This window comes from Cupriavidus sp. HPC(L), assembly GCF_000307735.3.
Taxonomy (GTDB): domain Bacteria; phylum Pseudomonadota; class Gammaproteobacteria; order Burkholderiales; family Burkholderiaceae; genus Cupriavidus.
Map to the genome: position 1 here is coordinate 1 of NZ_AMPR02000335.1, position 26,623 is coordinate 26,623.

At 66.3% G+C, this 26,623-nt stretch carries 24 protein-coding genes and 3 tRNA genes; 14 read left to right on the top strand and 13 right to left on the bottom strand.

What is annotated here, in order from left to right:
- Positions 1-110: 110 nt before the first annotated feature.
- The 3 genes from uraD (at position 111) to B551_RS17250 (ending at position 2,512) form a co-directional block, all read left to right on the top strand.
- Positions 111-593, top strand: a complete 483-nt coding sequence (uraD, locus tag B551_RS17240) for a 2-oxo-4-hydroxy-4-carboxy-5-ureidoimidazoline decarboxylase (protein WP_052511403.1) — start codon at positions 111-113, stop codon at positions 591-593.
- 232 nt (positions 594-825) lie between these two features.
- A complete protein-coding gene (locus tag B551_RS17245) occupies positions 826-1,890 on the top strand; it encodes a porin (protein ID WP_006576012.1) in 1,065 nt (354 codons plus the stop codon).
- A 376-nt stretch (positions 1,891-2,266) separates the two neighbouring features.
- Positions 2,267-2,512 carry a hypothetical protein gene (locus tag B551_RS17250; RefSeq protein ID WP_006576013.1) on the top strand — a complete coding sequence of 82 codons (246 nt, stop codon included), beginning with the start codon at positions 2,267-2,269 and terminating at the stop codon, positions 2,510-2,512.
- Positions 2,513-2,678: 166 nt separating this feature from the next.
- Here B551_RS17250 and B551_RS17255 read toward each other — a convergent pair whose 3' ends face one another.
- A complete protein-coding gene (locus tag B551_RS17255) occupies positions 2,679-5,000 on the bottom strand; it encodes an NADP-dependent malic enzyme (RefSeq protein WP_006576014.1) in 2,322 nt (773 codons plus the stop codon).
- Positions 5,001-5,321: 321 nt separating this feature from the next.
- Positions 5,322-5,933, bottom strand: coding sequence for a DUF4136 domain-containing protein (locus B551_RS17260; protein WP_006576015.1), 612 nt, complete (start codon positions 5,931-5,933; stop codon positions 5,322-5,324).
- Between the two features lie 334 nt (positions 5,934-6,267).
- Here B551_RS17260 and pepN point away from each other — a divergent pair, with 334 nt between their 5' ends.
- The 5 genes from pepN to B551_RS17285 all read left to right on the top strand — a co-directional run bounded on the left by pepN (position 6,268) and on the right by B551_RS17285 (position 11,563).
- Positions 6,268-8,973 (top strand): aminopeptidase N, encoded by a 2,706-nt coding sequence (gene pepN, locus B551_RS17265; RefSeq protein ID WP_023264639.1) that lies wholly within the window; start codon positions 6,268-6,270, stop codon positions 8,971-8,973.
- Between the two features lie 144 nt (positions 8,974-9,117).
- Complete coding sequence (locus tag B551_RS17270) at positions 9,118-10,134, top strand: class 1 fructose-bisphosphatase (protein WP_006576016.1); 1,017 nt, start codon at positions 9,118-9,120, stop codon at positions 10,132-10,134.
- A 205-nt stretch (positions 10,135-10,339) separates the two neighbouring features.
- Positions 10,340-10,771: a hypothetical protein gene (locus tag B551_RS17275; protein WP_006576017.1), complete on the top strand. Its 432-nt coding sequence runs from the start codon at positions 10,340-10,342 to the stop codon at positions 10,769-10,771.
- 103 nt (positions 10,772-10,874) lie between these two features.
- Positions 10,875-10,950, top strand: a tRNA-Thr gene (locus B551_RS17280).
- A gap of 184 nt (positions 10,951-11,134) precedes the next feature.
- Entirely contained in the window at positions 11,135-11,563 is a 429-nt protein-coding gene (locus B551_RS17285) for a hypothetical protein (RefSeq protein ID WP_006576018.1), read from the top strand.
- Between the two features lie 70 nt (positions 11,564-11,633).
- On the opposite strand, the gene B551_RS17290 is transcribed toward B551_RS17285, so the two are convergent.
- Complete coding sequence (locus tag B551_RS17290; RefSeq protein ID WP_043440596.1) at positions 11,634-13,268, bottom strand: DUF342 domain-containing protein; 1,635 nt, start codon at positions 13,266-13,268, stop codon at positions 11,634-11,636.
- Between the two features lie 234 nt (positions 13,269-13,502).
- Between B551_RS17290 and B551_RS17295 the strand changes: the two genes are divergently transcribed.
- Positions 13,503-14,330 carry an SAM-dependent methyltransferase gene (locus tag B551_RS17295; RefSeq protein ID WP_006576020.1) on the top strand — a complete coding sequence of 276 codons (828 nt, stop codon included), beginning with the start codon at positions 13,503-13,505 and terminating at the stop codon, positions 14,328-14,330.
- Between the two features lie 31 nt (positions 14,331-14,361).
- Here the strand turns inward: B551_RS17295 and B551_RS17300 are convergent, their stop codons facing one another.
- From B551_RS17300 to B551_RS17315, 4 genes are all read right to left on the bottom strand, one after another.
- Positions 14,362-14,922, bottom strand: a complete 561-nt coding sequence (locus B551_RS17300; RefSeq protein ID WP_006576021.1) for a DUF1415 domain-containing protein — start codon at positions 14,920-14,922, stop codon at positions 14,362-14,364.
- A 3-nt stretch (positions 14,923-14,925) separates the two neighbouring features.
- On the bottom strand, positions 14,926-16,554 hold the full coding sequence (locus tag B551_RS17305; protein ID WP_023264642.1) for an NAD(P)/FAD-dependent oxidoreductase: 1,629 nt from the start codon (positions 16,552-16,554) through the stop codon (positions 14,926-14,928).
- Between the two features lie 126 nt (positions 16,555-16,680).
- Positions 16,681-17,661: a threo-3-hydroxy-L-aspartate ammonia-lyase gene (locus B551_RS17310; RefSeq protein WP_006576022.1), complete on the bottom strand. Its 981-nt coding sequence runs from the start codon at positions 17,659-17,661 to the stop codon at positions 16,681-16,683.
- Between the two features lie 61 nt (positions 17,662-17,722).
- Positions 17,723-18,067, bottom strand: coding sequence for a hypothetical protein (locus B551_RS17315; protein ID WP_006576023.1), 345 nt, complete (start codon positions 18,065-18,067; stop codon positions 17,723-17,725).
- Between the two features lie 272 nt (positions 18,068-18,339).
- On the opposite strand from B551_RS17315, the gene B551_RS17320 reads away from it, so the two are divergent.
- The gene (locus B551_RS17320; protein WP_023264643.1) at positions 18,340-19,776 is read left to right on the top strand and encodes a PLP-dependent aminotransferase family protein; all 1,437 of its coding nucleotides are present in this window, start codon (positions 18,340-18,342) and stop codon (positions 19,774-19,776) included.
- A 72-nt stretch (positions 19,777-19,848) separates the two neighbouring features.
- On the opposite strand, the gene lpxO is transcribed toward B551_RS17320, so the two are convergent.
- Positions 19,849-20,751: a lipid A hydroxylase LpxO gene (gene lpxO / locus B551_RS17325; RefSeq protein ID WP_006579274.1), complete on the bottom strand. Its 903-nt coding sequence runs from the start codon at positions 20,749-20,751 to the stop codon at positions 19,849-19,851.
- 117 nt (positions 20,752-20,868) lie between these two features.
- Complete coding sequence (locus B551_RS17330; protein ID WP_006579275.1) at positions 20,869-21,180, bottom strand: hypothetical protein; 312 nt, start codon at positions 21,178-21,180, stop codon at positions 20,869-20,871.
- A gap of 248 nt (positions 21,181-21,428) precedes the next feature.
- Here B551_RS17330 and B551_RS17335 point away from each other — a divergent pair, with 248 nt between their 5' ends.
- Both B551_RS17335 and B551_RS17340 read left to right on the top strand, forming a co-directional pair.
- Entirely contained in the window at positions 21,429-21,728 is a 300-nt protein-coding gene (locus tag B551_RS17335; protein ID WP_006579276.1) for a hypothetical protein, read from the top strand.
- A gap of 120 nt (positions 21,729-21,848) precedes the next feature.
- Positions 21,849-22,139 carry a hypothetical protein gene (locus tag B551_RS17340; protein ID WP_043440599.1) on the top strand — a complete coding sequence of 97 codons (291 nt, stop codon included), beginning with the start codon at positions 21,849-21,851 and terminating at the stop codon, positions 22,137-22,139.
- Between the two features lie 192 nt (positions 22,140-22,331).
- Here B551_RS17340 and B551_RS17345 read toward each other — a convergent pair.
- Positions 22,332-22,408 (bottom strand) — tRNA-Met (locus B551_RS17345).
- Positions 22,409-22,543: 135 nt separating this feature from the next.
- Positions 22,544-22,804: a hypothetical protein gene (locus B551_RS17350; protein ID WP_006579278.1), complete on the bottom strand. Its 261-nt coding sequence runs from the start codon at positions 22,802-22,804 to the stop codon at positions 22,544-22,546.
- A 246-nt stretch (positions 22,805-23,050) separates the two neighbouring features.
- Here B551_RS17350 and B551_RS17355 point away from each other — a divergent pair, with 246 nt between their 5' ends.
- Positions 23,051-23,437 (top strand): hypothetical protein, encoded by a 387-nt coding sequence (locus B551_RS17355; protein WP_157072016.1) that lies wholly within the window; start codon positions 23,051-23,053, stop codon positions 23,435-23,437.
- A gap of 131 nt (positions 23,438-23,568) precedes the next feature.
- Here B551_RS17355 and B551_RS17360 read toward each other — a convergent pair.
- Positions 23,569-23,645, bottom strand: a tRNA-Arg gene (locus B551_RS17360).
- A 123-nt stretch (positions 23,646-23,768) separates the two neighbouring features.
- On the opposite strand from B551_RS17360, the gene greB reads away from it, so the two are divergent.
- Positions 23,769-24,335: a transcription elongation factor GreB gene (gene greB / locus B551_RS17365; protein ID WP_006579280.1), complete on the top strand. Its 567-nt coding sequence runs from the start codon at positions 23,769-23,771 to the stop codon at positions 24,333-24,335.
- Between the two features lie 31 nt (positions 24,336-24,366).
- On the opposite strand, the gene B551_RS17370 is transcribed toward greB, so the two are convergent.
- The coding region (locus B551_RS17370) for a bifunctional (p)ppGpp synthetase/guanosine-3',5'-bis(diphosphate) 3'-pyrophosphohydrolase (protein WP_023264644.1) at positions 24,367-26,623 on the bottom strand (2,257 nt) is incomplete at its 5' end.

Below are 26,623 nucleotides of genomic sequence, written 5' to 3' on the forward strand. Positions count from 1 at the left end.
GCATCCGTACAAGGCCAGCACGGCGCGGTAATGCGCCCTTCTCCGGCGCCCTTCTCCGACACCAACACCAGAGTCCCGACGTGACCTACACCCTCTCCCAACTGAACGCGATGCCGTCCGCCGAATTCGTGCAGGCCCTCGGCGGCATCTATGAACACTCGCCCTGGGTCGCCGCGAGCGCCGCCGAGCAGCGTCCCTTCGCCGATCGCCAGGCGCTGGCTGCGGCAATGCAGGCGGCCGTCGACCAGGCCGGCGAAGCGGCCCAGCTCAAGCTGGTGCGCGCCCACCCGGAGCTCGCGGGCAAGGCCGCGGTGCGCGGCGAGCTGACCGAAGAATCGACGCGCGAGCAGAGCGGCGCCGGACTGAATCAATGCACGCCCGAGCAATTCGAACGGCTGCAGGCATTGAATGCGCGCTACAACGAGAAATTCGGCTTTCCGTTCATTCTCGCGGTACGTGGCTACGATCGCGCCGGCATCATCGACGAGTTCGCAAGACGCATCGAGAATTCGCCGGCCGATGAGTTGCAAACTTGCATCAATCAGATCCATCGCATTGCCCAGTTCCGTCTCGACGACTTAGTATCCGGCTGAGTCGAAATTCCCCTCGCATGGAACCCATGCATGGAGCAAGACCGCACATCGGGCAAGGCCTCGGCAAGTCACCGCCGGCGCCCTGCCCGATGACACGATGAACGGCGCCCGAAGCCAGCGCCGTCCGCCGCCGGCACCCTCGCCACCGATGCCGCCGGTACATACCAAAAAGAGAACCCGTCAGGGACCCAGTACACAACGTTCCAACAGGATCAAACCACGGAGGTCTTTCATGCAGAAGCAGTTCAAGTTGGCGGCACTGGCCGCGGCCCTTTTCAGCGGCGCGGCCATGGCGCAATCGAGCGTCACGCTCTACGGCCAGGTCGACATGTTCGTCGGCGCGGTCAAGAGCCCGGGCACCGGCGAGCGCGCCTGGGTCGCCAATTCGGGTGGCATGCAAACGTCGTACTGGGGTATCAAGGGCGCCGAGGATCTGGGCAACGGCCTCAAGGCGATCTTCGACCTGAACGGTTTCTATCGCACCGATAACGGCCGCACCGGCCGCTTCGACGGCGATGCGATGTTCAGCCGCAATGCGTATGTCGGCCTGCAGAGCGACCGCGCCGGTACGCTCAAGCTCGGCCGCAACACCACGCCGTATTTCATCTCGACCATCCTGTTCAACCCGCTGGTCGATTCGTACGTGTTCTCGCCGGCGATCTTCCACACCTATTTCACGGCCACCAATGGCACGGTGTTCGATCCGGGCATCATCGGCGATTCGGGCTGGAGCAATTCGCTGGTCTATTCGACGCCGACCTTCGGCGGCCTGACCGCCAACCTGATCTACTCGTTCGGCGAACAGGCGGGCTCGACCGGCCGCAACAAGTGGGGCGGCAACCTGATGTACTTCAACGGCCCGCTGGCCGCGACCGTCGCCTTCCAGCAAGTCAAGTTCAACAACGTGCCGGGCGATGCGACGTCGCCCGCCACGCTGGCCGGCTTCGACAAGCAGAACGCGGTGCTGGCCGGCCTGTCGTACGACTTCAAGGTGGTCAAGCTGTTCGCCCAGGGTCAGTACATCAAGAGCGACGTGACCAATGCCACCGGCGACATCAAGCACACCAGCGGCCAGATCGGTGCCTCGGTGCCCATCGGCGCCGGCAGCCTGCTCGCTTCGTATGGCTATGCGAAGGCCGAGAACAATGTCGACGACTTCAAGCGCAACACGTTCGCGATCGCCTACGACTACAACCTGTCGAAGCGCACCGATGTGTATGCCGCCTACTTCTACGACAAGATCACCGGCGCGGAGCACGGCGATTCGTTCGGTGTGGGCATTCGGCACAAGTTCTGATCGGGATTGCCTTCGGGCCTGAACGGCCCGAACGGCCTGAACGGCCCCAAGGACCCTGTCGCCTTGCCCTCTCCCCAGGCCCCTCTCCCGCGAGCGGGAGAGGGGCGAAGACCAGCAGCGTGTCACGGGTCTGTGGGTGTCTCTCTCCCGCAAGCGGGAGAGGGCTAGGAAGAGGGCAACAGCGCTCCCACGCTGCGGCGCAATGCCGCAGCATCGCATCATTTCCTCCCTTCCCCGCTGCATCGCAGCACCGTTCCCCTGCTCCCGCGCGGGAATGAACGACTTCGCCTCATAGGCTCATTCAATTGGCACGGCCCAGGACGAATGCCTACATTGAACGTCCAGACCACGATTAGCCAAACGAGAGAGGTGACTCATGCGGCGATACGCAAAGACCCGGTCGGAGTTGATGGCTATCCTCAACCAGTGCCTCGATAACAATCCGGAATGCGGCGAGTGCGAATTGCATGCGGTACGCGTGCACCAGCCCGACCATACGGGATGCAATTGGAGCGCCGAGGTGGACTTCCCCCGTGCGGCCGAAGACAGCGTGTCGATGCAATTGCGTGCGGCGAAGTCGATCATCGTCGACATGCGCCAGCAGTACAACGTATTGCAATAGCGCCGCCTTCAGCCAATACGCTGCTCCGCAGCACAGCACCGCAGCATGAAATCACGAGCACCGAACATTGAGCAAAGCCGACGAACGCCAACGCGACCGAATGTCGCAATGAAAAAAGCCGGGCACGCAGCCCGGCTTTTATTTTGCGGCCAGCGCGAGCCTCCGCTCAGCGCAGCGCGCCCGACTCCGCTACCGCCACCGCCGTCATATTGACGATCCGGCGCGTGGTCGCCTGCGGATTCAGGATGTGCACCGGCTTGGCGGCGCCCAGCAGGATCGGGCCCACCGTCACGCCCTGGCCGCCGGTGATCTTCAGCAGATTGAACGCGATATTGGCCGCGTCCAGCGTCGGCATCACCAGCAGATTGGCAGAGCCGGCCAGCTTGGTGCCCGGCAGGAAATGTCGGCGCACGTCTTCGACCAGCGCGGCATCGCCCTGCATCTCGCCCTCGACTTCGAGCTCGGGCGCGATCTGGCTCAGGATCTCCTGCGCCGCGCGCATCTTGCGCGCCGAGGCGCGGTTCGACGAGCCGAACATCGAATGCGACAGCAGCGCGACCTTCGGCGTCAGGCCGAAGCGGCGGATCTCTTCGGCCGCCAGTTGCGTGATCGCGGCCAGTTCGTCGGCGGTCGGGTCCTCGTTGACGAAGGTGTCCGTGATGAACAGCGTGTACTTCTCCAGCATCAGCGCGTTCATCGCCGCCAGCACCTTGGCGCCGGGCTTCAGGCCGATCACGTCGCGCACATGCTCCAGATGCGCCTCGAATCGGCCCACGGTGCCGCACAGCAGCGCATCGGCATCGCCCATGTGCATCAGCATCGTGCCGATCAGGGTGTTGGAGCGGCGCAGCGCGACCTTCGCCATGTCGGGCGTCACGCCATCGCGTCCGCGCAGCGCGTGATAGGCCTCGTGATAGGCGCGATAGCGCGGATCGTCCTCGGGATTGACCAGCTCGAAATCGACGCCCGGCTTCAGCCGCAGGCCGGCCTTGTCGATGCGCATCTGGATCACGTGCGGACGGCCGATCAGGATCGGGCGCGCCAGCCCTTCGTCGACCACGGTCTGCACCGCGCGCAGCACGCGCTCTTCCTCGCCCTCGGCATAGGCCACGCGCTTGGGCGCGGCCTTGGCGGCCGAGAACACCGGCTTCATGATCAGGCCGGTGTGGTAAACGTATTGGGTCAGCTGCTGGCGATAGGCCTCGAGGTCCTGGATCGGACGCGTGGCCACGCCCGATTCCATCGCCGCGCGCGCGACCGCCGGCGCGATCTTCTCGATCAGGCGCTGGTCGAACGGCGTCGGGATGATGTAGTCGGGGCCGAACTTCAGTTCCTTGCCGGCATAGGCGGCGGCCACCGCATCGTTGGTCTCGGCCTCGGCCAGCTCGGCGATCGCCTTGACGCAGGCCAGCTTCATTTCCTCGGTGATCTTGGTCGCGCCGCAATCGAGTGCGCCGCGGAAGATGTACGGGAAGCAGAGGACGTTGTTGACCTGGTTCGGATAGTCCGAACGGCCGGTCGCGATGATGCAGTCGGGGCGCGCGGCCTTGGCCACTTCCGGACGGATCTCCGGCTCGGGATTGGCCAGCGCCAGGATGATCGGCTTGTCGGCCATCGTCTTGACCATCTCGGCGGTCAGCACGCCGGCGGTCGAGCAGCCGAGGAACACGTCGGCGCCCTCGACGATATCGGCCAGCGTGCGGGCCGACGTGTCCTGCGCATAGCGCGCCTTGTTGGCCTCCATGTTGGCGTCGCGGCCGACGAAGATCACCCCCTTCGAATCGACCACGTAGATGTTCTCGCGCTTGACGCCCAGGCTCACCATCGTGTCCAGGCAGGCGATCGCCGCCGCGCCCGCGCCCGACACCGCCATCTTGACGTTGGCGATGTCCTTGCCGACCACCTTCAGGCCATTGAGCAGCGCCGCCGCCGAGATGATCGCGGTGCCGTGCTGGTCGTCGTGGAAGACCGGGATGTTCATCCGCTCGCGCAGCTTCTTCTCGATGTAGAAGCACTCGGGCGCCTTGATGTCCTCGAGGTTGACGCCGCCCAGCGTGGGTTCCAGCGCGGCGACGATCTCGACGATCTGATCCGGGTCGCGCGCGTCGAGCTCGATGTCGAACACGTCGATGCCGGCGAACTTCTTGAACAGGCAGCCCTTGCCTTCCATCACCGGCTTGCCGGCCAGCGGGCCGATGTCGCCCAGGCCCAGCACCGCGGTGCCGTTGGTGACCACCGCCACCAGATTGCCGCGCGAGGTGTACTCGGCCGCCATGCCCGGGTCCTTGGCGATCTCCTCGCAGGCATAGGCCACGCCCGGCGAATAGGCCAGCGACAGGTCGCGCTGGTTGGACAGCGCCTTGGTCGCAGTCACCTGGATCTTGCCCTTGGTCGGGCTGCGGTGATATTCCAGCGCGGCGAGGCGCAGTTGCGCTTCAGGACTATTGGGGGCGTGTTGCGGTGCGTCACCGCTGGTCTTGCTGCTCATGTCGCTCGTCCGGAAAGAGGCCCAACATGGCGCCGTACGATGCCGGTCGATACCGGTCGAACCGCCAGGGCCGAAAAAATCGAGCAGCTATTCTAGCCCAGCCGCCGTGCGCGAGTCGCCCCGATCGCGCCCCGGAAGGCCGCAAACACGGGGATTTTGCGGTTAAAGAGCTTTTACCGGAATAGCGTCAATGGCGCGGATCGGGTGCGAATGGGTGCGAATGGGTGCGAGTGCGCCCTGGGCGATCCACCGGTAAAACAAAACGCCGGCATGCAGCGTTGGCAATGCATACCGGCGTCGATGTATTTCTCGCTGTTGCCGTTATCTGGCGTTCTTGTCGACCTCCAGCGTCACGCGCCGCGGCCGGCCACTTTCCATCGGAAATTCCGCGAAGGCGCTGCGCACCAGATAGGGCATCAGCCCGGGCATCGTGCTGCCTTCGCTCAGGTTCTGCGCGGTCACCTGGTAGACGCGCTTGTTGCCGGTGGCCTCGCGGATAAAGACGCGCAGGCTCGCCAGCGTGGCCGGGACGTCGCGGATCACCGTCTGTGGCGGCCAGTAGCCCGGGCCCCAGCCCCACGGCCCCCACGGGCGGTAATAGCCGTACGGGCCCCAGTACGGCCCCCACGGATACCAGGGATCGGGATAGTAGGTCTCGTGCACGCGCACCAGGCGCGGATCCGAATCGAAATCGAAGCTGACCAGATAGCGCGCCCGCGACCGCGGCACCTGCGTGAAGCCGTGGCCAGACAGCGCGTCGGCGATCCAGTTCTGATAGGTGGCGCGGTCCAGCTGGCCCTGCTGCTCCTGCCCCTTTTCGGCGTCGAACGCGTAGGTGCGGGGCGGATCGTTCTGCCAGCCGGGCTGGCGGAACGCCGTCACGTCGGTGGTCACGGTGCTGGCGCAGCCGGACAGCAGCAAGGCGCCGAGCATCGCGGCCCCGGCCCATCCGGACCAGCTGGCGGTCCGCCCCCTTTCCTGACCGCGACGGCTCACGGTGCTCAGCCATTGGCCCGTCCGTGCACAGGCCTTTCGCCATTGCCACATGATGTTCTTCCTTCTGTTCATGGTCTCGCCGACAGGGCTCCACCGGACCGTGCGCCGGTGGTGGGCGTGGGGGCGGTCGGCGGGCCGCCCTCTCGTTGCATCAGACCGGCGGCGTGCGCCGGAATTCCCTTGGCGCCATGCGGCCATGCCGTGCTTGGCTACAATGGATTACCCGGCGCCCGGCGCGCCCGACTCATCGCCTTCCAGGACAGGACCATCCATGCTCCGCACCGATACCCCCGTCACCGTCCACCGCAACGACTATACCCCGCCCGCCTTCGCCATCGAACACGTCGACCTGGTGTTCGAGCTCGATCCGCAGCGCACCGTGGTGACCAGCACGCTGCGCTTTGCCCGCCGCCAGGCCGGCGCGCCGCTGGTGCTGGCCGGCGAAGCGCTCGAGCTGGCGAGCGTCAGTCTCGATGGCCAGCCATTCGGCGACTATCGCCTCGACGATGACAGCCTGACGCTGAACGGGCTGCCCGAGCATGGCACGCTGCAGATCGTCAGCGCCTGCCAGCCGGAAGCCAATACCACGCTATCGGGACTGTACGTCTCCAACGGCAACTTCTTCACGCAGTGCGAGGCCGAGGGCTTTCGCCGCATCACCTATTTTCTCGACCGTCCCGACGTGATGGCGACCTACCGCGTCACGCTGCGCGCGGACAAGGCCGCCTATCCGGTGCTGCTGTCCAACGGCAATCTGATCGGTGAACAGCAACTGGACGGCGGCCGCCACGAGGCCGTGTGGGAAGACCCGTTCCCCAAGCCCTCCTATCTGTTCGCGATCGTCGCCGGCAAGCTGCAATGCATCGAGCAGCGCATCACCACCGGCTCGGGCAAGGAAAAACTGCTGCAGGTCTGGGTCGAGCCGCAAGACCTGGACAAGACGCAGCACGCGATGGATTCGCTGATCCATTCGATCCGCTGGGACGAACGGCGCTTCGGACTGGAACTGGATCTGGACCGCTTCATGATCGTCGCCGTCGGCGACTTCAACATGGGCGCGATGGAAAACAAGGGCCTGAACATCTTCAACACCAAGTACGTGCTGGCCAATGCGGCCACCGCGACCGACACCGACTTCTTCAATATCGAATCGGTGGTCGGCCACGAGTACTTCCACAACTGGACCGGCAATCGCGTGACCTGCCGCGACTGGTTCCAGCTGTCGCTGAAGGAAGGGCTGACGGTGTTCCGCGACCAGGAGTTCTCCGCCGACATGATGGCCGAGCAAGGCGCCGACGACGGCTCGGCGCGCGCCGTCAAGCGCATCGAGGACGTGCGCGTGCTGCGGCAGGTGCAGTTCCCCGAGGATGCCGGGCCGATGGCGCATCCGGTGCGGCCCGACAGCTACGAGGAGATCAACAACTTCTACACCGTGACGGTGTACGAGAAAGGCGCCGAGGTCGTGCGCATGTACCAGACCCTGCTGGGCCGCGAGGGCTTCCGCAAGGGCATGGACCTGTATTTCCAGCGGCACGACGGCCAGGCGGTGACCTGCGACGACTTCCTCGCCGCGATGGCCGACGCCAACGGCCGCGATCTGACCCAGTTCGGGCGCTGGTACAGCCAGGCCGGCACGCCGGTGGTCGGCGTGCATACGGAATGGGACGCCGGCGAGGGCAGGCTGACGCTGACGCTGACGCAGCAATGCCCCAAGGTCGGCATCGAGACCCAGCCCGGCACCCCGGAGAAGCTCCCCTTCCATATCCCGTTCGCGGTCGGGCTGATCGGCGCCGACGGCAAGGACTTGCCGCTGCAGCTCGAGGGCGAGGCCGCCGCCGGCGACACCACGCGCGTGCTGAACTTCACCGAAGCGCGGCAGACCTTCCGCTTCGTCAACCTGCCCAAGGGCCCGCGCGCGCCGTTGCCTTCGCTGCTGCGCAACTTCTCGGCGCCGGTGATTGTCGATGTCGACTACAGCGACGACGAGCTGACCTTCCTGCTCGCGCACGACAGCGATCCGTTCAACCGCTGGGAAGCGGGCCAGCGGCTGGCGACGCGCGCGCTGCTGAAGCTGGTCGCCGACGTGCAGGCCGGGCGCGAGCTCGAGCTGGACCACGCGCTGATCGGCGCGTTCCGCTCGGTGCTGACCGACACCTCGCTGAGCCCCGCCTTCCGCGAGCAGGCGCTGATGCTGCCGGCCGAGGCCTATCTGGCCGAGCGCATGGGCGTGGCAGATCCCGCGGCGATCCATCGCGCGCGGCAATTCATGCGCGCCGGTCTCGCCCGCACGCTGCAGAGCGACTGGCTGGGCGCCTACGAAAGCAACGCGACCACCGGCCCGTATCGCCCCGATCCGGAATCGGCAGGCAAGCGCGCGCTGCGCAATCTCGCGCTCGGGTATCTGGTCGAAGTCGGCGACGATGCGATGTATGCGCTGGCCGGCGAGCAGTATCAGCAGGCCGACAACATGACCGACCGCTTCGCCGCGCTGACGGCCCTGGTCAACAGCTTCGCGCCGGGCCGCGAGGCGGCGCTGGCCGACTTCTACCAGCGCTTCGAGCACGATCCGCTGGTGGTCGACAAATGGTTCTCGCTGCAGGGCATGCAGCGTGGCGAAGTCGGCCCGCATGCGGGCAAGCGCACCATCGACACGGTCCGGGCGCTGATGCAGCATCCGGCCTTCACGCTGCGCAACCCCAATCGCGCACGGGCGCTGATCTTCAGCTTCTGCTCTGGCAACCCCGCGCAGTTCCATGCCGAGGACGGCTCGGGCTACGAATTCTGGGCCGAACAGGTGCTGGCGCTCGACGCGATCAATCCGCAGGTGGCGGCGCGGCTGGCGCGCGCACTGGACCGCTGGCAGAAATACGCGCTGCCGCTGCGCGACAGGATGCGCGCCGCGCTGGAACGGGTGGCCGCGGCCGACAAGCTGTCGCGCGACGTGCGCGAGATCGTCGGCAAGGCACTGTCGACGTGAGGCGGCTGGTCGGCCGCGGGTCGGGATGACGGTCGGCTGCCGATTGGGTGCGCTAGCCAACCAGCGATCGCGGTCCAGGCCCGCCGGCTTCGGTGGGCCGCCCGCCCCGGCCTGTAGAATGGCGGCCATTCAAGGAGGAAACCCATGACTCGCATCAGCCTGACCCGCTATCTGGTCGAGGAACAACGCCAGCACAACACCATCCAGCCCGAGCTGCGGCTGCTGATCGAGGTGGTCGCGCGCGCGTGCAAGGCCATCTCCAATGCCGTCAGCAAGGGCGCGCTCGCCGGCGTGCTCGGCTCGGCCGGCACCGGCAACGTGCAGGGCGAAACCCAGCAGAAGCTGGACGTGATCGCCAACGAAGTGCTGCTCGACGCCAACGAATGGGGCGGCCACCTGGCCGCGATGGCGTCGGAGGAAATGGACTCGTTCTACGAGATCCCGAACCGTTATCCGAAGGGCGAATACCTGCTGCTGTTCGATCCGCTCGATGGCTCGTCGAACATCGACGTCAACGTGTCGATCGGCACGATCTTCTCGGTGCTGCATATGCCCAAGCCGGGCCAGACCGTCACCGAGTCCGACTTCATGCAACCGGGCACGCAACAGGTCGCGGCCGGCTACGCGGTGTACGGCCCGCAGACCACGCTGGTGCTGACCGTCGGCAACGGCGTCCATATGTTCACGCTGGACCGCGAGGCAGGCAGCTTCGTGCTGACGCAGTCGGATGTCAGGATTCCCGAGGACACCAAGGAATTCGCGATCAATATGTCCAACATGCGGCATTGGGCCCCGCCCGTGCGCCGCTACATCGACGAATGCCTGGCCGGCGAGGAAGGCCCGCGCGGCAAGAACTTCAACATGCGCTGGATCGCCTCGATGGTCGCCGACGTGCACCGTATCCTGACGCGCGGCGGCATCTTCATGTATCCGTGGGACAAGCGCGAGCCGGAGAAGCCGGGCAAGCTGCGGTTGATGTACGAGGCCAACCCGATGGCGATGCTGGTCGAACAGGCCGGCGGCGCGGCCACCAACGGCCATCAGCGCATTCTCGAGGTCCAGCCGGAAAAGCTGCACCAGCGGGTGTCGGTGATCCTGGGCTCCAAGAACGAGGTCGAGCGCGTGACGCGCTACCACCAGGAAGCGCAAGCGGGCAGCTGATACGCCTGCTTGCACGCGGGCCGGTCTTCGACAGAGGCCGGTCTCGCGGGGCCTGCATCGACGTGCATGGTGCCCGCCGACAGGGAGCCGACCGCATTGCCGGTGGCTCCTTTTTCTTTTCGCAGCGGAAATCAGAATCCGCTCATTTCCTCCGCCTCGTAGAGTCCCTACCCTGCTGTTTTCTCCACGGAGCAAGGAAACCGCGATGGCCCCCCTCTCGGATGCCGGCGCCCGCTACGCCATCACCCCACCGATCAACCCGCCCGTCACCGCCACCACGCCGGCAAACCCGCCGTGCGGCGAGGCCCCGCTGGAACGCACGGCAGTGCAGGCCCTCGCCATCCGGCTGCACGAGACGCTCGATGTCGCGCTGCATTACGGGCTGAGCGACGGCATCGACCTGCATGTCTGCGATCTGCGCCAGCTGGCGAACTGGGGCGTGCCGATCAGCGCGCAGGAGCGCGAGCTGTACTTCTACCCTTGGACGATCGATGCGTCGGACCCGGTCTTTCCTGTCACGCTGGCACGATTGCGCGAATTCACCGCCGCGATCGACGGCCTGCTGACCGCCTTGGCGCGCCCGGACGAGGCCATGCCCGCCCATCCCGCCTCGCCCACCGGGCGCACCTTCGGCTGACCGGCACCGGCACGGTCATCAAAAAAGTGCGCCGAGGGGCTTCACAGCCGCCGGATCCACTGCTATTATTGCGGGCTCTATCCGGTTCCAAACCGGTAGTGTTGCCGAAGTAGCTCAGTCGGTAGAGCAGCTCATTCGTAATGAGAAGGTCGGGGGTTCGATTCCTCTCTTCGGCACCAGGTTTCAAAGAAATGCCCTTGGATTTTCCAAGGGCATTTTTGTTTGGCGCCCCACCCTTACGCCCCAGGCCAAGGCTCCGTCCGACGGCCGGTCGCTTTCCCGCTCTACCTTTCAGAATCCGCTCAGCGCCCACCGCGCCGACGCTGGATAAGCTCGAACCTCCTCCACCCACTCGAGCTCGCCATGAATCCGATCGCGTTGCACCGGCAGTCGCAGTCATTCGGCCCTGCGTCCATTCCCGAAACTCCGCTCGAACGAAAGCTCGCGCCAACGCCCAGGCACAGCGCGGAAAACAACGACACGCCGACTTGCACCGAAGTCCGCGCAATGGCGATGCGGCTGGACCAGGCCATTGGCAGCGCCGGCTCGAACGATCCCGATGCGTTCGTCACGCTATGCCTTGCCGACCTGCGGCAAATGGACCGCTGGGGCGTCACGATCCACGGCGAAACGCTCTGGAGCTATTTCGATCTGGGCTCGATCGACGACGTGGAGCCGCGCTATCCGGTAACGTTGGACGAAGCGCGTTTATTGCGTCGCGCTCTTGTGGCCATCGCCGACCGCGATTGTCCGTCAGCTACTCGGAATTGGCGTTGGCGGCCGATGGTCTGAAAGTCGGCCAACGCATGGACGACTAAGCCTTTCCGGCCACAACTTAGCCCAATGGTGCGGCGCCGCTTTTTCATTCCCGCACCACCCCGATCCCTTCGCCGACCAGCCGCAATTCGACCTTCGGCATATCTTCCATCACGCGCATGGTCTTCTGACCGATCGTCACGCTGACGCCGCCATGCACGCGCTTGCCGACCACCACGGCGGCGTCCGGGCGTGGATGCAGTTGCTCGGCGAGCTTGGCCAGATGGGCGTCGGTGTCCAGCATGTCCCGCGTGTATTTGAACAGCGTGGCGCGCGCCTTCTCGCGCAGTTCCGGCGTGGCGCGCTCGGGATTCTTGGCGAAGAACGTCATCAGTTGCTGGATCTTGGCCTGCTCCTGTTCCTGCCGGCGCTTGTCCGCCTCCAGCGCCGCCTTCTCGGCGTCCGCATAGGGGTTCAGTCCGACATGGATGGCGGTGGCGGTGCCTGCCGGCGCGCCTAGCGTGCCGGTACGGACCGCATGCCAGGCGCGCGAGCGGCCGCCGGTGATATTGCCGCTGCCGATGGCCGGGTCGCCCGCGGTGATGACCTCGCCTGCAGCAACATCGCTCTGGCGAATGGCGCTGTCGGCGGTGACCGTGGTGCCCGCCTCGACCACGGCGTTCTCGATGAAGCGCGCATGCACCGATCCCTTGCACTGGATCCGCGCGATCGCGCTCGCCGGATCGTGCGGCCCTTCGGACTTGCCGATGATGCCGCCGCTGACGACCACATTGCCGCCGGCCTCGACATGGGCAGCCTCGATGGTGCCGCCGACGATCACGTCGCCGCCGACACGCACCGACATGCCGGTCTTGATGTCGCCGTTGACACGCAGCGTGCCCTCGAACGCGATATTGCCGGAGTGCATGTCGACCGCATCGACCGCGACGACCGGATTGACGCTGACGCCGCGCGCGCGCACCGATGGCAGACCCGCGACGGTCGCCACCAGCAGATTCGGATCGTGCGCATCCGGGCCGACGCCAGTCAGGCGATCGGAGAACGGCGTGTCGGCAACCTCCGGTGCCGGCAGCACGCGGCCGAACACGTCCTGACCCGCGGTACCCTGCACCGCGGGGACCCGCCGCATCAGATGCGTGCCGGGCTGCACCAGTAGCAGGTTGCCGAGGTCTCGCAGATCGATCCGGGCGTGATCATCCTCGGCGCCGCCGCGGCGCGGCTCCAGCAGATTGACGAAGCGGGCCGGCGTGCCTCGCGTCGGCGCCGTGCCGTGCACGATCGGCAGGTCGTCGCAACGTCCCGCGGCGAAGGCTTCGGCCAATGCCGGCTCGTCGACGGGCAGCTTGATGCCGCGCCCCGCGAGCACGATGCGTACATCGTCGGGCTGCACCGCACGTCCGCCTTCGGGCGGCCACAGCGTCAGCCGCACGGTCAGCGAGTCGGCATCGATATCGATCTCGAAATAGCCGTCGACGAGTTCGCCGACCACCGCCTCGGCCGGCGGCCCGTCGCGATGGCAGGCGAGCAGGAACGCCGCGATGGCGTGCTCGTCCAGCCTGGCATGCGCCCATCCCTGCGTCTCGAGGGCTGCCATCAGCGCGGCGCGGGCGGGCGGCCCGCTGCCGCCTTCGCCCTCCACCGGCACCTCGTACCGGGCCCGCACGGCCTTGTCCGTGGCCTCCACCCACACCCGTACAACCGAAGCTGCTACGTCACCCATCGCGTCCTCCAGCCGTCTGCCTTTGATTTATCGTTGTTGTTGAGGGCGGCACCGAGTCGACATGCCGCCTGTCCGTCACCTACGGCAGATTTCGGCAAAACTTTAGGAGAATTTTTTCGGGACGCCTTCCGGTAAACTGTCGCCCTGCCCGCCCGGGCCTTCGCCGCTCGCAGGACGCCGCAACATGCCGCAAGACGCGGCGCATCAGGACCCGGGCCAACCCCGCCGTATCCCATGTCGAACACCCACGAAATCCGTCCCGGCCAATCGATCGAGCTGCTCAAGGAACTCCATATCCTGACCCGCGACGGCAAGATGAACCAGGACAGCCGCCGCAAGCTGAAGCAGGTCTATCACCTCTATCAGTTCATCGAACCGCTGTTGCAGGATCTCAAGCGAGACCATGCCGACCTGACGCTGGTCGACCATGGCGCCGGCAAGTCGTATCTCGGCTTCATCCTCTACGATCTGTTCTTCAAGACGCAGCAGGACCGCTCGCACATCTACGGCATCGAGACGCGCGAGGAACTGGTGCGTTCGTCCACCGCGCTCGCCGAGCGGCTCGGTTTCCCGGGCATGTCGTTCCTGAATCTGTCGGTGGCGGAGTCGATCACCTCGGACCGGCTGCCCGCGACGGTCGACATGGTCACCGCGCTGCATGCCTGCAATACGGCTACGGACGATGCGATCCGCTTCGCCTTGACCAAGCGCGCCAAGTACATCGTGGTGGTCCCTTGCTGCCAGGCCGAGGTCGCGGCGGTGCTGCGCAGGAACAAGTCGAAGTCGCTAGGCAATCCGCTGACCGAGATCTGGCGCCATCCGCTGCATACGCGCGAATTCGGCAGCCAGGTCACCAACGTGCTGCGCTGCCTGCAGCTGGAGGCGCACGGCTACCAGGTCACGGTGACCGAGCTGGTCGGGTGGGAACACTCGATGAAGAACGAGCTGATCGTGGCCCAGTACAAGGACCTGCCGCGCCGGCGCCCGTCCGAGCGGCTGGCGCACGTGCTCGAAACGCTGGGGCTCGAGGAAATGCGCGAGCGGTTCTTCACGCCGGCCTGAGCCACGGCGTCAGCCGCGCGCTCAGCCACGCTTACCGGGGTTCGTCCCCCGCCATCCAGCGCCGCCAGCCTTCGTGACCGAGCCGGCGCAGGGTTTCCTCATTGCGCTCGTAGATGTCCGCCGCGTCGGGAAAGGCCTCGACCGCGCGGGCAATGCTGTCTTCGCGCAGCAGATGCAGGATCGGATACGGCGCGCGATTGGTGTAGTTCTCGATATCGTCGGCATCGGTGCCGGCGAACTGGTATTGCGGGTGGAAGCTGGCGATCTGCAGCACCCCGGACAGTCCGAGGCTGTCGAGCATGCGTTCGGCCAGGTACAGGAAATCGTTGTAGTCGGCGAAGTCCGCCAGCATCCGGGGGACGATCAGCAGCGTGGTATCGATGTGCGCCGGATCGGCCGCGGCCAGCGCCTTCAGCTCGGCCTCGACGGTATCGAGCAGCGCCTCGGCGTCGGTGGCCTCGCAGACCACGTAGCGGATCTGGTCCTTGACGTGGACGCTTTTGGCGAACGGACACAGATTGAGCCCGATCACCGCGCGCGTCAGCCAGTGACGCGTGGCATCGACGATCTGCTGCTGCTCCGCCGGCGACATCGCTCAGGCCGCCTTGCCGATGCGGCCGACGATATCCAGCGCGACCGCCTCGGCAACCTCGATGCCGTCGATCGCGGCGGAATAGATGCCGCCCGCGTAGCCGGCGCCTTCGCCGGCCGGATAGAGTCCCGCGACATTGACGCTCTGGTAGTCGTCCTTGCGGCGGATGCGCAGCGGCGACGAGGTCCGCGTTTCGACGCCGGTCAGCACGGCGTCGTCCATCGCGAAGCCAGGCACCTGCCGTTCGAACGCCGGAAGCGCCTCGCGAATCGCTTCGATCACGTAGTCGGGCAGTGCGGTGCTCAGATCGGTCGGGGTCACGCCCGGCTTGTACGAGGGCTCGACCGTGCCGAGCGCGGTGGACGGCCGCCGCGCCAGGAAGTCGCCGACCAGCTGGCCCGGCGCGCAGTAGTTGCGCCCGCCCAGCTCGAAGGCGCGTTCTTCCCAATGGCGCTGGAACTCGATGCCGGCCAGCGGTCCGCCCGGATAGTCGTCGGGCGTGATGCCGACGACGATGCCGGCATTGGCGTTGCGCTCGGCGCGCTTGTACTGGCTCATGCCGTTGGTGACCACGCGCCCCGGCTCGGATGCCGCCGCCACCACGGTGCCGCCCGGGCACATGCAGAAGCTGTAGACCGAACGGCCGTTGCTGCAGTGGTGCACGATCTTGTAGTCGGCGGCGCCCAGCAGCTTGTTGCCGGCAAACTTGCCGAAGCGGCTGCGGTTGATCATGCCCTGCGGATGTTCGATGCGAAAGCCGAGCGAGAACGGCTTGGCCTCCATGAACACGCCGCGTCGGTACAGCATCTCGAAGGTATCGCGCGCGCTGTGGCCGACCGCCAGGATCACCTGCTCGCACGGCAGATAGTCGCCATTGGACAGCTGCAGTCCGCGCACGCGGCCGCCTTCGATGTCGATATCGTCGACGCGCGTGTCGAAACGGATCTCGCCCCCGAGCGCGAAGATCTCCGCACGGATGTTCTCGACCATCTTGACCAGCCGGAACGTGCCGATGTGCGGCCGCGCCTTGAACAGGATGTCCTCCGGCGCGCCGGCCTTGACGAACTCGTGCAGTACCTTGCGGCCGTAGTGCTTCGGGTCCTTGATCTGGCTGTAGAGCTTGCCGTCGGAGAAGGTACCGGCACCGCCCTCGCCGAACTGCACGTTCGATTCCGGATTCAGCACGCTCTTGCGCCATAGACCGAAGGTGTCGCGGGTGCGTTCGCGCACTTCCTTGCCGCGCTCCAGAATGATCGGGCGAAAGCCCATCTGCGCGAGGAGCAGCCCGGCTAGCAGGCCGCACGGGCCCATGCCGATCACCACCGGTCGCGGCGTGGCCGTGTGCTGCGGCGCCTGCGCGACGAAGCGGTACGTCATGTCCGGCGTCACGCTCCAGTTCGGCTTGCCGGCGATGCGCTTGCGCGCCGCCTCCTCGTCCTTCACCTCGATATCGACGATATACGTCAGCTTGATATCGGAGCGCTTGCGTGCGTCGTGCGCGCGGCGGAACACGGTAAAGGACACCATGCCATCGCCCTTGATGCCGATCTCGATCAGCCGCGCGCGGACAGCGGCCTCCAGGTCACTTTCTGAATGGTCGAGGGGGAGCTTGAGTTCACTGAGGCGTAGCATGGGGAACGAGGTATTCGGCGGCCGAGCGGCGGGTCCGATGGCCAACCCGCAATTCTAAAGCCTTTCGGCGCCGCCGGCCCCTCGCTGCCGCCGCTTCCCGCCCCGCTGGCCGTCAGTCCTTGGCCTTCAGTCCTGGGCTGGCACCTGCCCCAGCAGCGCGGCATAGCGGGCCAGGTCGACATTGCCGCCGGACAGGATGATGCCGACCCGCTTGCCGGCGATCGGGGCCTTGCCGGCGAAGGCCGCCGCAGCGCCCAGGCAGCCGGTCGGTTCGACGACCAGTTTCATGCGGCCGGCAAAGAAGCGCATCGCCTCGACCAGCTGGGCATCGCTGACCGTGACGATATCGTCGACCAGCTGCTGCAGCACCGGGAAGGTGTGGCGGCCAAGATGCTGGGTCTGCGCCCCGTCCGCAATCGTGTTGGGCGTGCCGATCTCGACGATGCGCCCCGCCCGCAGGCTTTGCTGCCCGTCGTTGCCCGCTTCGGGCTCGACCCCGATGATCTTGCAGCCGGGATGCATCGCCCGCGCCGCCACGGCGCTGCCCGACAGCAGACCCCCACCGCCCAGCGGGACCAGCAACACGTCCAGCGGACCGGCCTGCTCGAACAGCTCCTTGGCGGCGGTGCCCTGCCCGGCCATCACGTCCGGATGGTCGAACGGCGGGATCAGCGTCAGGCCCTGCTCGCGCGCCAGCCGCTCGCTGATGGCATGGCGGTCTTCGGTATAGCGGTCGTACAGCACGACTTCGCCGCCATAGCCGCGCGTCGCGGCGATCTTGGCCGCGGGCGCGTCCTTGGGCATCACGATCACCGCGCGCGTGCCGAAGAGGCGCGCCGACAGCGCAATCGCCTGCGCATGGTTACCCGACGAGAACGCCGCGACGCCAGCGGCGCGCTGCGCGGCAGACAGTTGCGCGATCGCGTTGTAGCCGCCGCGAAACTTGAAGGCGCCCATGCGCTGCAGGTTCTCGCACTTGAAGAACAGCCGCGCGCCGGTCTGCGCGTCGGCGGTGGCCGAGGTCAGCACCGGCGTATGGTGCGCGACGCCGCTGATGCGGCGATGCGCCTCCACGACATCGATGAACGAGATGGCCAATTGCGTCATGAGACAACACTCCTTGCAGGGAAAAGAGATAGACGATTCGGAGGGACGGGCATCGGCCGGCTCAGTGCGCCAGGCGCCGGCGGCGCCAGCCGGAAAGTATGCGCGCGATACGGGCCCGGGAGAATACCCAGGCACGTTGGCGCAGCCGCACGGTGGTATCGCGCCGCGCGCGCAGCGCAAACCAGCCGGAGCGGGACAGCGCAACCACGCTGCCCGGTCCCAGTGCCCGTCGCGGCCAGTGCAGCGTGTCGGCGAGCAGCAGCGGCGGCTCGATCAGTTCCACGTCGCCATCGGCGACATGCAGCTCGGTACCGGCCCTGGCGTGGAAGCCGACCGAATGGCCGGCATGCAGCGTCAATGCGCGGTGGTGGTAGATCGGATGTGGTAGCAGGGACAGGATGGACATGATGGGCCTCGGGCGGGTTCTGATGCCGCTGTGGTTGTGCTGTGGCTGCGGGCGGCCCGTCTGCGACGGGATGCCATGACACAGCAGCAAGGAGCGGCCGGCATCGTGGGTGCGCGATCGACTGAACGCAGCGTACCGGCCGCCGTCGCGGTGCGGCAGGCACACGGCACCGCAACGGACAGCAGAACAGAGGCCCATCCTTTGCTCTGTTACGATACGGCGGATACTTTTCTGTATCTGTTGCGCATCGGCCGGATGCGCCACCATGCCGCATGGACTCCGCCCCGCTGTACCGTCAACTCGCCGGCCACTATCGGCAGGCCATCGCCTCGGGCACGCTGCTGCCCGGCGAGCGGATGCCATCGATACGGGCCCTGATGGAGCGCCACGGCGTCAGCCTGTCGACCGCGCTGCAGGCGTGCCGCGAGATGGAGGCGCAAGGGCTGCTCGAAGCGCGTCCGCGCTCGGGCTACTTCGTCCGCCCCCCGGCGCCGCAGACCACGCCCATCGCGGAACCGTCGGCGTCGCTGCCCGATCCCGCGCAGTACGTCGGCATCCACGCACGCATCTCGGCGATCATCGCGCGCGGCCGCCGGTATCCCGACGCGGTCAATCTGGCGGGCGCCTGCGCGCCGCCCGAGCTCTATCCGGTCGAAGCGCTGCGCCAGGCCACCGGCCGCGCGCTGCGCCGCCATCCCAGCCTGCTGGGCAGCGCGGTCGAGCCCGATGGACATCCGGCACTGCGCGCCGCGCTGGCGCGCCAGGCGCTGCAGGCGCGCATGACGCTGGCGCCGGAACAGATCGCCATCACGCATGGCTGCACCGAGGCGCTGAACCTCGCCTTGCGCGCGGTGGCCGGTCCGGGCGACGTCATCGCGGTCGAATCCCCGACCTATTACGGATTGCTGCAGATCCTGGAAAGCCATGGCATGCGCGCGCTCGAGGTCCCGTGCAGTCCGCAGACGGGGCTGTCGCTGGAGGCGCTGGAACTGGCCGCGCAGACCTACGACAACATTCGCGCGGTGGTGGTGGTGCCGAACCTGCAGAACCCGCAGGGCAGCATCATGCCGGACGCGAACAAGGCGCGGCTGGTGCAATGGTGCGAGGCGCGCGGCATCGCGCTGATCGAGGACGACTGCTTCTCGACGCTGGCCGACGACGACGCGCCGCTGGCCGCCGCCAAGGCGTGGGACCGCAGCGGCAACGTGATCTACTGCGCCTCGCTGCACAAGAATCTGGCGCCGGGCATGCGGCTCGGCTGGATAGCCGCCGGCAAATGGCAGGCCCGCGTCGAGATGCTGAAGTTCAGCCAGTCGCGGCCGAACGAGCTGCTGTCGCAGATCGCCGTGGCCGAGCTGATGGCGTCGGGCGATGTCGATCGGCATCTGCGGCGGCTGCGCGCACGGCTGCGCCATCAGCGGCATTGGGCGGCAGAGACCATCGCGGCCCTGTTTCCGCCGGGCACACGGCTGTCGGCGCCGCAGGGCGGCATGCATCTTTGGGTGGAGCTGCCGGACCGGCTGTCGTCGGAGGCGGTGTTCGAGCAGGCGCTCGAGGCCGGTGTGCGCGTGATGCCCGGGGTGGTGTTCTCCAACTCGAGCCGTTTCGACCATTGCCTGCGGATCAATATCGGCGCACCGCGGTCGACCGCGCTGGAGCGGGCGTATCGGAAGCTGGCGGGAGTGGTGGCGCGGCTGGCGCCACGCTAGCGGAAGGGGTGGGACGCGGTGCGTGGCACCGCGTCCTTGCAGCGGCCGCGTGCAGGCCTGAAGGCTGCAGCGTTACAGGAAGACGATCAGCGCGACGCCGGCGGCGATCAGGCCGAACTTGACCACGTAATAGACCTGGCGGTTCCACGCCTTCAGGCGGCGGCGATACTGGCCGCCCAGCCAGACGATGCGGAACAGCTTGTTGATCATGCCGGTCTGGTCATTCTCGTCGTTCGGCGAACTGGCCGCGCTCATCACCTTGCGGCCCAGCCACCGATTGATCTTGCCGGCCCAGCCATAGCGCATCGGCCGCTCGATATCGCAGAACAGGATCAGCCGGTTCTGGTCGCTGCGGTTCTCGGCCCAGTGCAGATAGGTTTCGTCGAACACCACGCCCTGGCCGTCGCGCCAGCTGTGCCGCTCGCCGTCGACCTCGATGAAGCAGCGGTCGTCGTTCGGCGTGGCCAGGCCGAGGTGGTAGCGCAGCGAGCCGGCGAATGGATCGCGATGCGGATTGAGCTTGCCGCCCGGCGGCAGCTCGGCAAACATCGCGGCCTTGACGAACGGGAGCTCGCGCAGCAACGCCACCGTGCGCGGGCACAGCTGCTCGGCCGACGGGTGATGCGCCTCGTACCACTTCAGGTAGAAGCGCTTCCAGCCGTATTTGAAGAAGGAATTGAAGCCGGCGTCGTCGTTCTTCTCGGCCGCCTTGATCTTGCGCATCGCGGCCAGCGCCAGCCCTTCGTCGCGGATCTCGGGCCAGGCGGCGCGCAGCTTCTCCAGTTCAGGGAAGCGCTCCACCGGGATGAACGGCGTGCGGGGGACGCCCGAGAAGGCGTACATGAAGCAATTGACCGGCGCGACCAGCGCCGAATGATCCAGCAATTGCCGCCAGATGCGCAGGCGCACCTTGCCGCGGAAATGCACATACAGAATCGCGCCGAGATAGGCCGCGACAATGATCCACTTGACCACCTCGAACTCTCCCTGAGCTGCCTGGTGCGAGACTGTTGCCGTGCGGGCAAAGGCACACCATTTGCAATGAAGGACCGTAGTTTACCTAAACGGCAGCCTCGGCGCTGGAGCGCGGGATCACGGCTTGCCGCGGGACCGGCGGGCGATGCGCTCGATCAGCGCGCGGGCGTCGTCCGGAGCGCCCTGCAAGGTCAGCAGACGCGCGTTCAGCACCATGTTTTCGAGGACGAGCTTGGCGGTCGAGGCCCACATGGTCGCCAGCACCGCGTCGACCGGCATGCCGGCCGCTTCCATCGCCTGCGAGCGCTCGGCCACCAGGCGGCAGACCAGGGACCGCAGCGCGCCATCGTCGAACGGCAGGTTCGCATAGTCGATCGGATCTTCCTTCTCGACCTCCACCATCAATTGCATCAGCATGTCCTCGGTCATCGGCAGCTCCTTGCGGGATGATGCAGTGGCCCCAGCGGGGATCGGGCGGCGACGGCCGCGGGCGCGCGCCCATGCGACCGAAGCTACGGCAAACGGCGTCGGGCTGTCAATTCCGGGCCCTCGACCGGCGCGACGAATCGGTCCCGGCCAGCGATAGAAAACAGCCGCGCACACAGGCTGAACAAAGCCCGGGCGGCGCGGTCAGACACGTGGTTCTCATTCTCGTTTCCAACGGAGATGCACAGACAATGACGAAGCGTTTGTTGTCCGCCATGCGGCAGTACGCGTGGTTCCGGGGAGTCAAGCACCACGTCGTCCAGGGCGTCGAGGCGCTGGCCGAACTGCTGAAGTCCCCTTCCGTCGCCGCCCGCGCGGTGGCCGCGATCATCGCCGAGACCGAGCACGGCGTACAGGTGTGGGTGTCCTACTTCGGCAAGCCGCTCGACCCGCATACCAATTACGTGCTGTGGCCCACCCGTGCGCTGAAGGCCGCGCGCCGGCGCATCGCGCTGCCGGTCTTTCCGGCCCGCGACCGACCCGAAGGTTGACGGCATCAGTTGGCCATCGGACAGGCGCGCTGTAGGCCACGTCCCGACAGCAGGCTGGCCGGGGCGGCCACTAGAATGGACATCACACCGCCAACCCACAGCACGGAGGCCGAGATGGACATGCCCGAACCGGTACACGACGAAGCGCTGGTCAACCTTTACCTCGAGCGCATCTCGGCGCTGTCGGTCAGCGCGTTCGACGGCGCCGATGTCGGTGACGAACTGCAGCAGCTGATGACCGAGGCGGTCAGCGAATGCGACGCCAGCAAGACGGCCCCGGTCGGCAACAATCTGCAGGTCCTGGTGGCCAGGCTGCGCGAACGCGCGGAGGCCGCCGAGCGCGAAGATCAGCCGGCGATACGCGAAACCTTCGAACAGGCGATCGCGCTGGCCGGCGGTTCCGCGGTGTAGGCGCGGCAAGGCGCGGGCGACTTAGCCCCGAACACGGAGTAACTGAAGACGGTACTGGTCAGGGAGATACTGCGAAGGGACGAAACTGCCAGGGACGAAACTGCCAGGGACGAAACTGCGTGCCGCTGAGATGTCTGCACGGTACCTGGTTCAGGGCCAGGTACCGTGCGTAACGACGACATCTCGGGAATTTGGTTGCGGGGGCAGGATTTGAACCTGCGACCTTCGGGTTATGAGCCCGACGAGCTGCCAGACTGCTCCACCCCGCGTCTGGAAGAACAACATTATGCAGCAATCGCGCCGCCATTGCAAGCATTATTGTTGGCCCGAACACCGGGCGCCACGCATCAATCCATCACAACGTGACATGATCAGGCCGGGCACCCGCGTTTCCCGTAGCCGCTTCAGACCTCGGGCCCGAGAATGCGATCCACGCGCGCATAGCCCGCACTGAAGGCCGCGACCTCGGCCGCGTGGCGGGTCGCAAAGACCTGCTCGCCGCTCGAGATCATTTCGACGTCGCCGGCATCGCTCGGATCGCCGCCCTCCTGGCCGATGCGGACCTCGTAGCTCCAGCCCGCGGGTCCGCCGCCCTCGCGCTCGGACACCAGCACATAGACATCCATGCCGCGATAGTCCTCGACACGCCAGTCGTCATCATGCATCGCGCCTCCTGCGATTTCGCCCGTACACAGTGTCAGGCTAGCCAGCGTGCGGCGCTGGCGCAAGGCGGCGAAGGCTGACGCGGCTGTCGGAGAACGGCGTAGTCGAAACGCAAATTGACAGTGGGCCCGCTCGATTCGTGCCATCATCTTCGCCATTGCACAACCGCGTCAGCCGGCATTGCTCGCGGCGCCGCAAGGCCGGCCAGGACCCCGCACCAACGTCAACGCGTCATGGAAAATCGCAAGATGGACCGAATCGATCGACTGGAACAATCGGTGGCCCGGCTCGAGGGCGACGTGTCAATGTTGAAGACCGACGTGTCGACTCTAAAGACCGACGTCTCATCGCTGAAGACGGACGTCTCGTCCCTGAAGACCGATGTCGCCCACCTGACCACCAGTGTCGCGGACATCCAGACCACGCTGACGCGCCTCGACGCCAAGCTCGACCTCGGCGAGATCCGCGCCTCGGTCGAACGCGCGCATACCGACATCTATAAATGGGTGGCCACGCTGGCCATCTCCGTCGCCGCGCTGGGCTTCGCCGCCTACGCCGGACTGAAGGCCGGCGCCAACGTCCAGAGCGGCCGCCCGAGCGCGGCGGCAAACAGCGAGAATCCGGCCGCGCTGTAAGGGGAGCGTTCGATCGGCGTTGATGGTCACGCTGGCGGCCGGGCATCTGCGGCAATCCGGCCCCACCGGCAACACCAAAACAAAAACGGCTTGGAGAGAAGACTCTCCAAGCCGTTCGTACTGCATGTAGGTGGCGCGGCTGGCAGGATTCGAACCCACGACCCCTTGGTTCGTAGCCAAGTACTCTATCCAACTGAGCTACAGCCGCACGCGAGAAAGAGATTATATCGCGTTTTTTGTTTTTGGGAAGCCCCCTGCGCCATCTTTTTCGGCGTCACCGTTGCAGGCCGCTGTTCCTATAATGTCTGCCTGCCAAGAAGTGATCCGTACCATGAGCAAGGCTTTTGTCAAAGAACCGTCGGACGACGAAGACGACGACCTCCCCGAAGGCGCGACCCCGCTGCCTGCCGGCACCAAGAACTACATCACCGCGCAGGGCTATCAGCGGCTGCGCGACGAACTGATGCACCTGATCGACGTCGAACGCCCCGAGATCGTGCAGATCGTCTCGTGGGCCGCGTCCAATGGGGATCGTTCCGAGAACGGCGACTACCTGTACGGCAAGAAACGTTTGCGCGAGATCGATCGCCGCATCCGCTTCCTGACCCGGCGGCTCGACAAGGCCGAGGTGGTCGACCCCTCGCTGCAGGGCGACAACGACCAGATCTTCTTCGGCGCGACGGTCACATACGCTAACCAGGCGGGCGAGGAAAACACGATCACGATCGTCGGCATGGACGAGGTCGACCTGGACGCGCACCGCGTCAGCTGGATCTCGCCGATCGCCAAGGCACTGATCAAGGCCCGCGAGGGCGATACCGTGCCGCTGCGCACGCCCAACGGCATCGAGCAGATCGATATTCTGGAAGTCCGCTATCCGAAGCGCGGCGAGGCCTGAGGACTGAGGCGTCGCCGGTACCGACCGCGCGTCAGCCGTCGTTGCGGTCGCGGAAGATGCGGATGACGTCGGTGTTGCGGCGCAGGGCCCGCATCACGTTGGCCAGATGCAGGCGGTCGTGGACCTGGATCACGAACTGCATATAGGTCGCTTCCTGCCGCCCGTTGTCCTGGTGCTCCATCGCGACGTGCGCGACGTTGGCGTCGGCGGCGGTCAGGTCCGCTGCGACGCGCGCGACGATGCCCTTGACGTTGCGCACCAGCACCTTGATCGAGACATCGAAGGCGCGCGTGGTCTTGTTGGCCCACATGACCTCGATCCAGTGCTCCGGATCCTTGCTGTGCAGCCGCTTGGCGACCTTGCAGTCCTGCACATGGATCTGCAGCCCTTCGCCCTTGCCGAGATAGCCGACGATCGAATCGCCGGGGATCGGCCGGCAGCACGCCGAGAAGATCATCGACATGCCCTCGTCGCCGGTGATCGGCACCGCGGGCGCCTCCTCGCCGGCAAAGGTCTGCACCGCCGCCATCAGCGCGGTATCGAAGTCTCCCGACAGCTCCTGCAGCAGGATCTCCATGCGCTTGGCGACCACCGCCGGCACGCGCCGGCCCAGCGCCAGGTCGGCGAAGATGTCGTCGCGCTGCTTGTTGCCGGTCCACTGGATCATCCGTTCCCACACCGGCTGCGGCACCGCCTTCAGGTCGATGCCGAGCTGGCGCGCGGCCTGCTCCAGCAGACGCTCGCCGAGCTGGATCGCCTCGTCGAGCTTGGTCGTCTTCAGATAGTGGCGGATCGCCGCGCGCGCCTTGCCGGTCCGCACGAACGACAGCCAGGCGGGATTGGGCTTCGAGTACGGCGCCGTGATGACCTCGACGATATCGCCGCTCTTGAGCTCGGTACGCAGCGGCAGCAGCTCGTTGTTGATCTTGACCGCGACGCACTGGTTGCCCAGATCGCTGTGCACCGCATAGGCGAAGTCGAGCGCCGTGGCCCCGCGCGGCAGCGCCCGGATATGGCCCTTCGGCGTGAACACATAGACCGCGTCCGGGAACAGGTCGATCTTGACGTGCTCGAGGAATTCCTGCGAATCGCCGGTCTGGCTCTGGATATCGAGCAGCGACTGCAGCCACTGGTGCGCCTGCTGCTGGATGTCGTTGATCTGGTCGGCGTGATGCTTGTACATCCAGTGCGCCGCGACGCCGGCCTCGGCGATCTGGTGCATCTCGCGCGTGCGGATCTGGAACTCGACCGGCGTGCCGAACGGGCCGACCAGCGTCGTATGCAGCGACTGGTAGCCGTTGATCTTCGGGATCGCGATGTAGTCCTTGAACTTGCCCGGCATCGGCTTGTACAGCCCATGCAGCGCGCCGAGCGCCATGTAGCAATGCATCTGCGTCTCGACCACCACGCGGAAGCCGTAGACGTCCAGCACCTGCGAGAACGACAGCTGCTTGTCATGCATCTTGCGATAGATGCTGTACAGCGTCTTCTCGCGGCCCGACAGCTCGGCCACGATGCCCGCGTTGGCCAGCGCGCTCTGCGCGGCCTCGAGGATGCGCGAGACCACCTCGCGGCGATTGCCGCGCGCCGCCTTGACGGCCTTCTCCAGCGTCGCGTAGCGGAACGGCGAGCCGACCTTGAATGACAGTTCCTGCAGCTCGCGATAGGTGCTGTTCAACCCGAGCCGATGCGCGATCGGCGCATAGATCTCCATCGTCTCCAGCGCGATGCGCCGGCGCTTCTCGGGCGGCACGAAGTCCAGCGTCCGCATGTTGTGCGTGCGGTCCGCCAGCTTGACCAGGATCACGCGCACGTCGCGCGCCATCGCCAGCAGCATCTTGCGGAAGCTTTCCGCCTGCGCCTGCTCGCGGCTCTGGAATTCGAGCTTGTCCAGCTTGGTCAGGCCATCGACCAGCTCGGCGACCTTGGGACCGAACTTCTCGGCCAGCTCGCTCTTGGTGATGCCCTGGTCCTCGATCACGTCGTGCAGCAGCGCCGCCATGATCGACTGCGCATCGAGCTTCCACTCGGCGCACAGTTCGGCGACCGCCACCGGATGCGTGATATACGGCTCGCCGCTCTGCCGGTACTGGCCGAGGTGAGCCTCGTCGGAAAACTGGAAGGCCTCTCGGACGAGGGCCTGGTCGGCGGGCTTCAGGTAGCCGAGCTTCTCCATCAGCCCGGAGATGGAGATCACCTGTTGCCGCGGCGGCACCGCCGGCTGCGAGGTGGGGCCGAAGAAATGCCGGTACGTCTGCGCGAGGACCGCGTCGATGAAGAGACCGTCC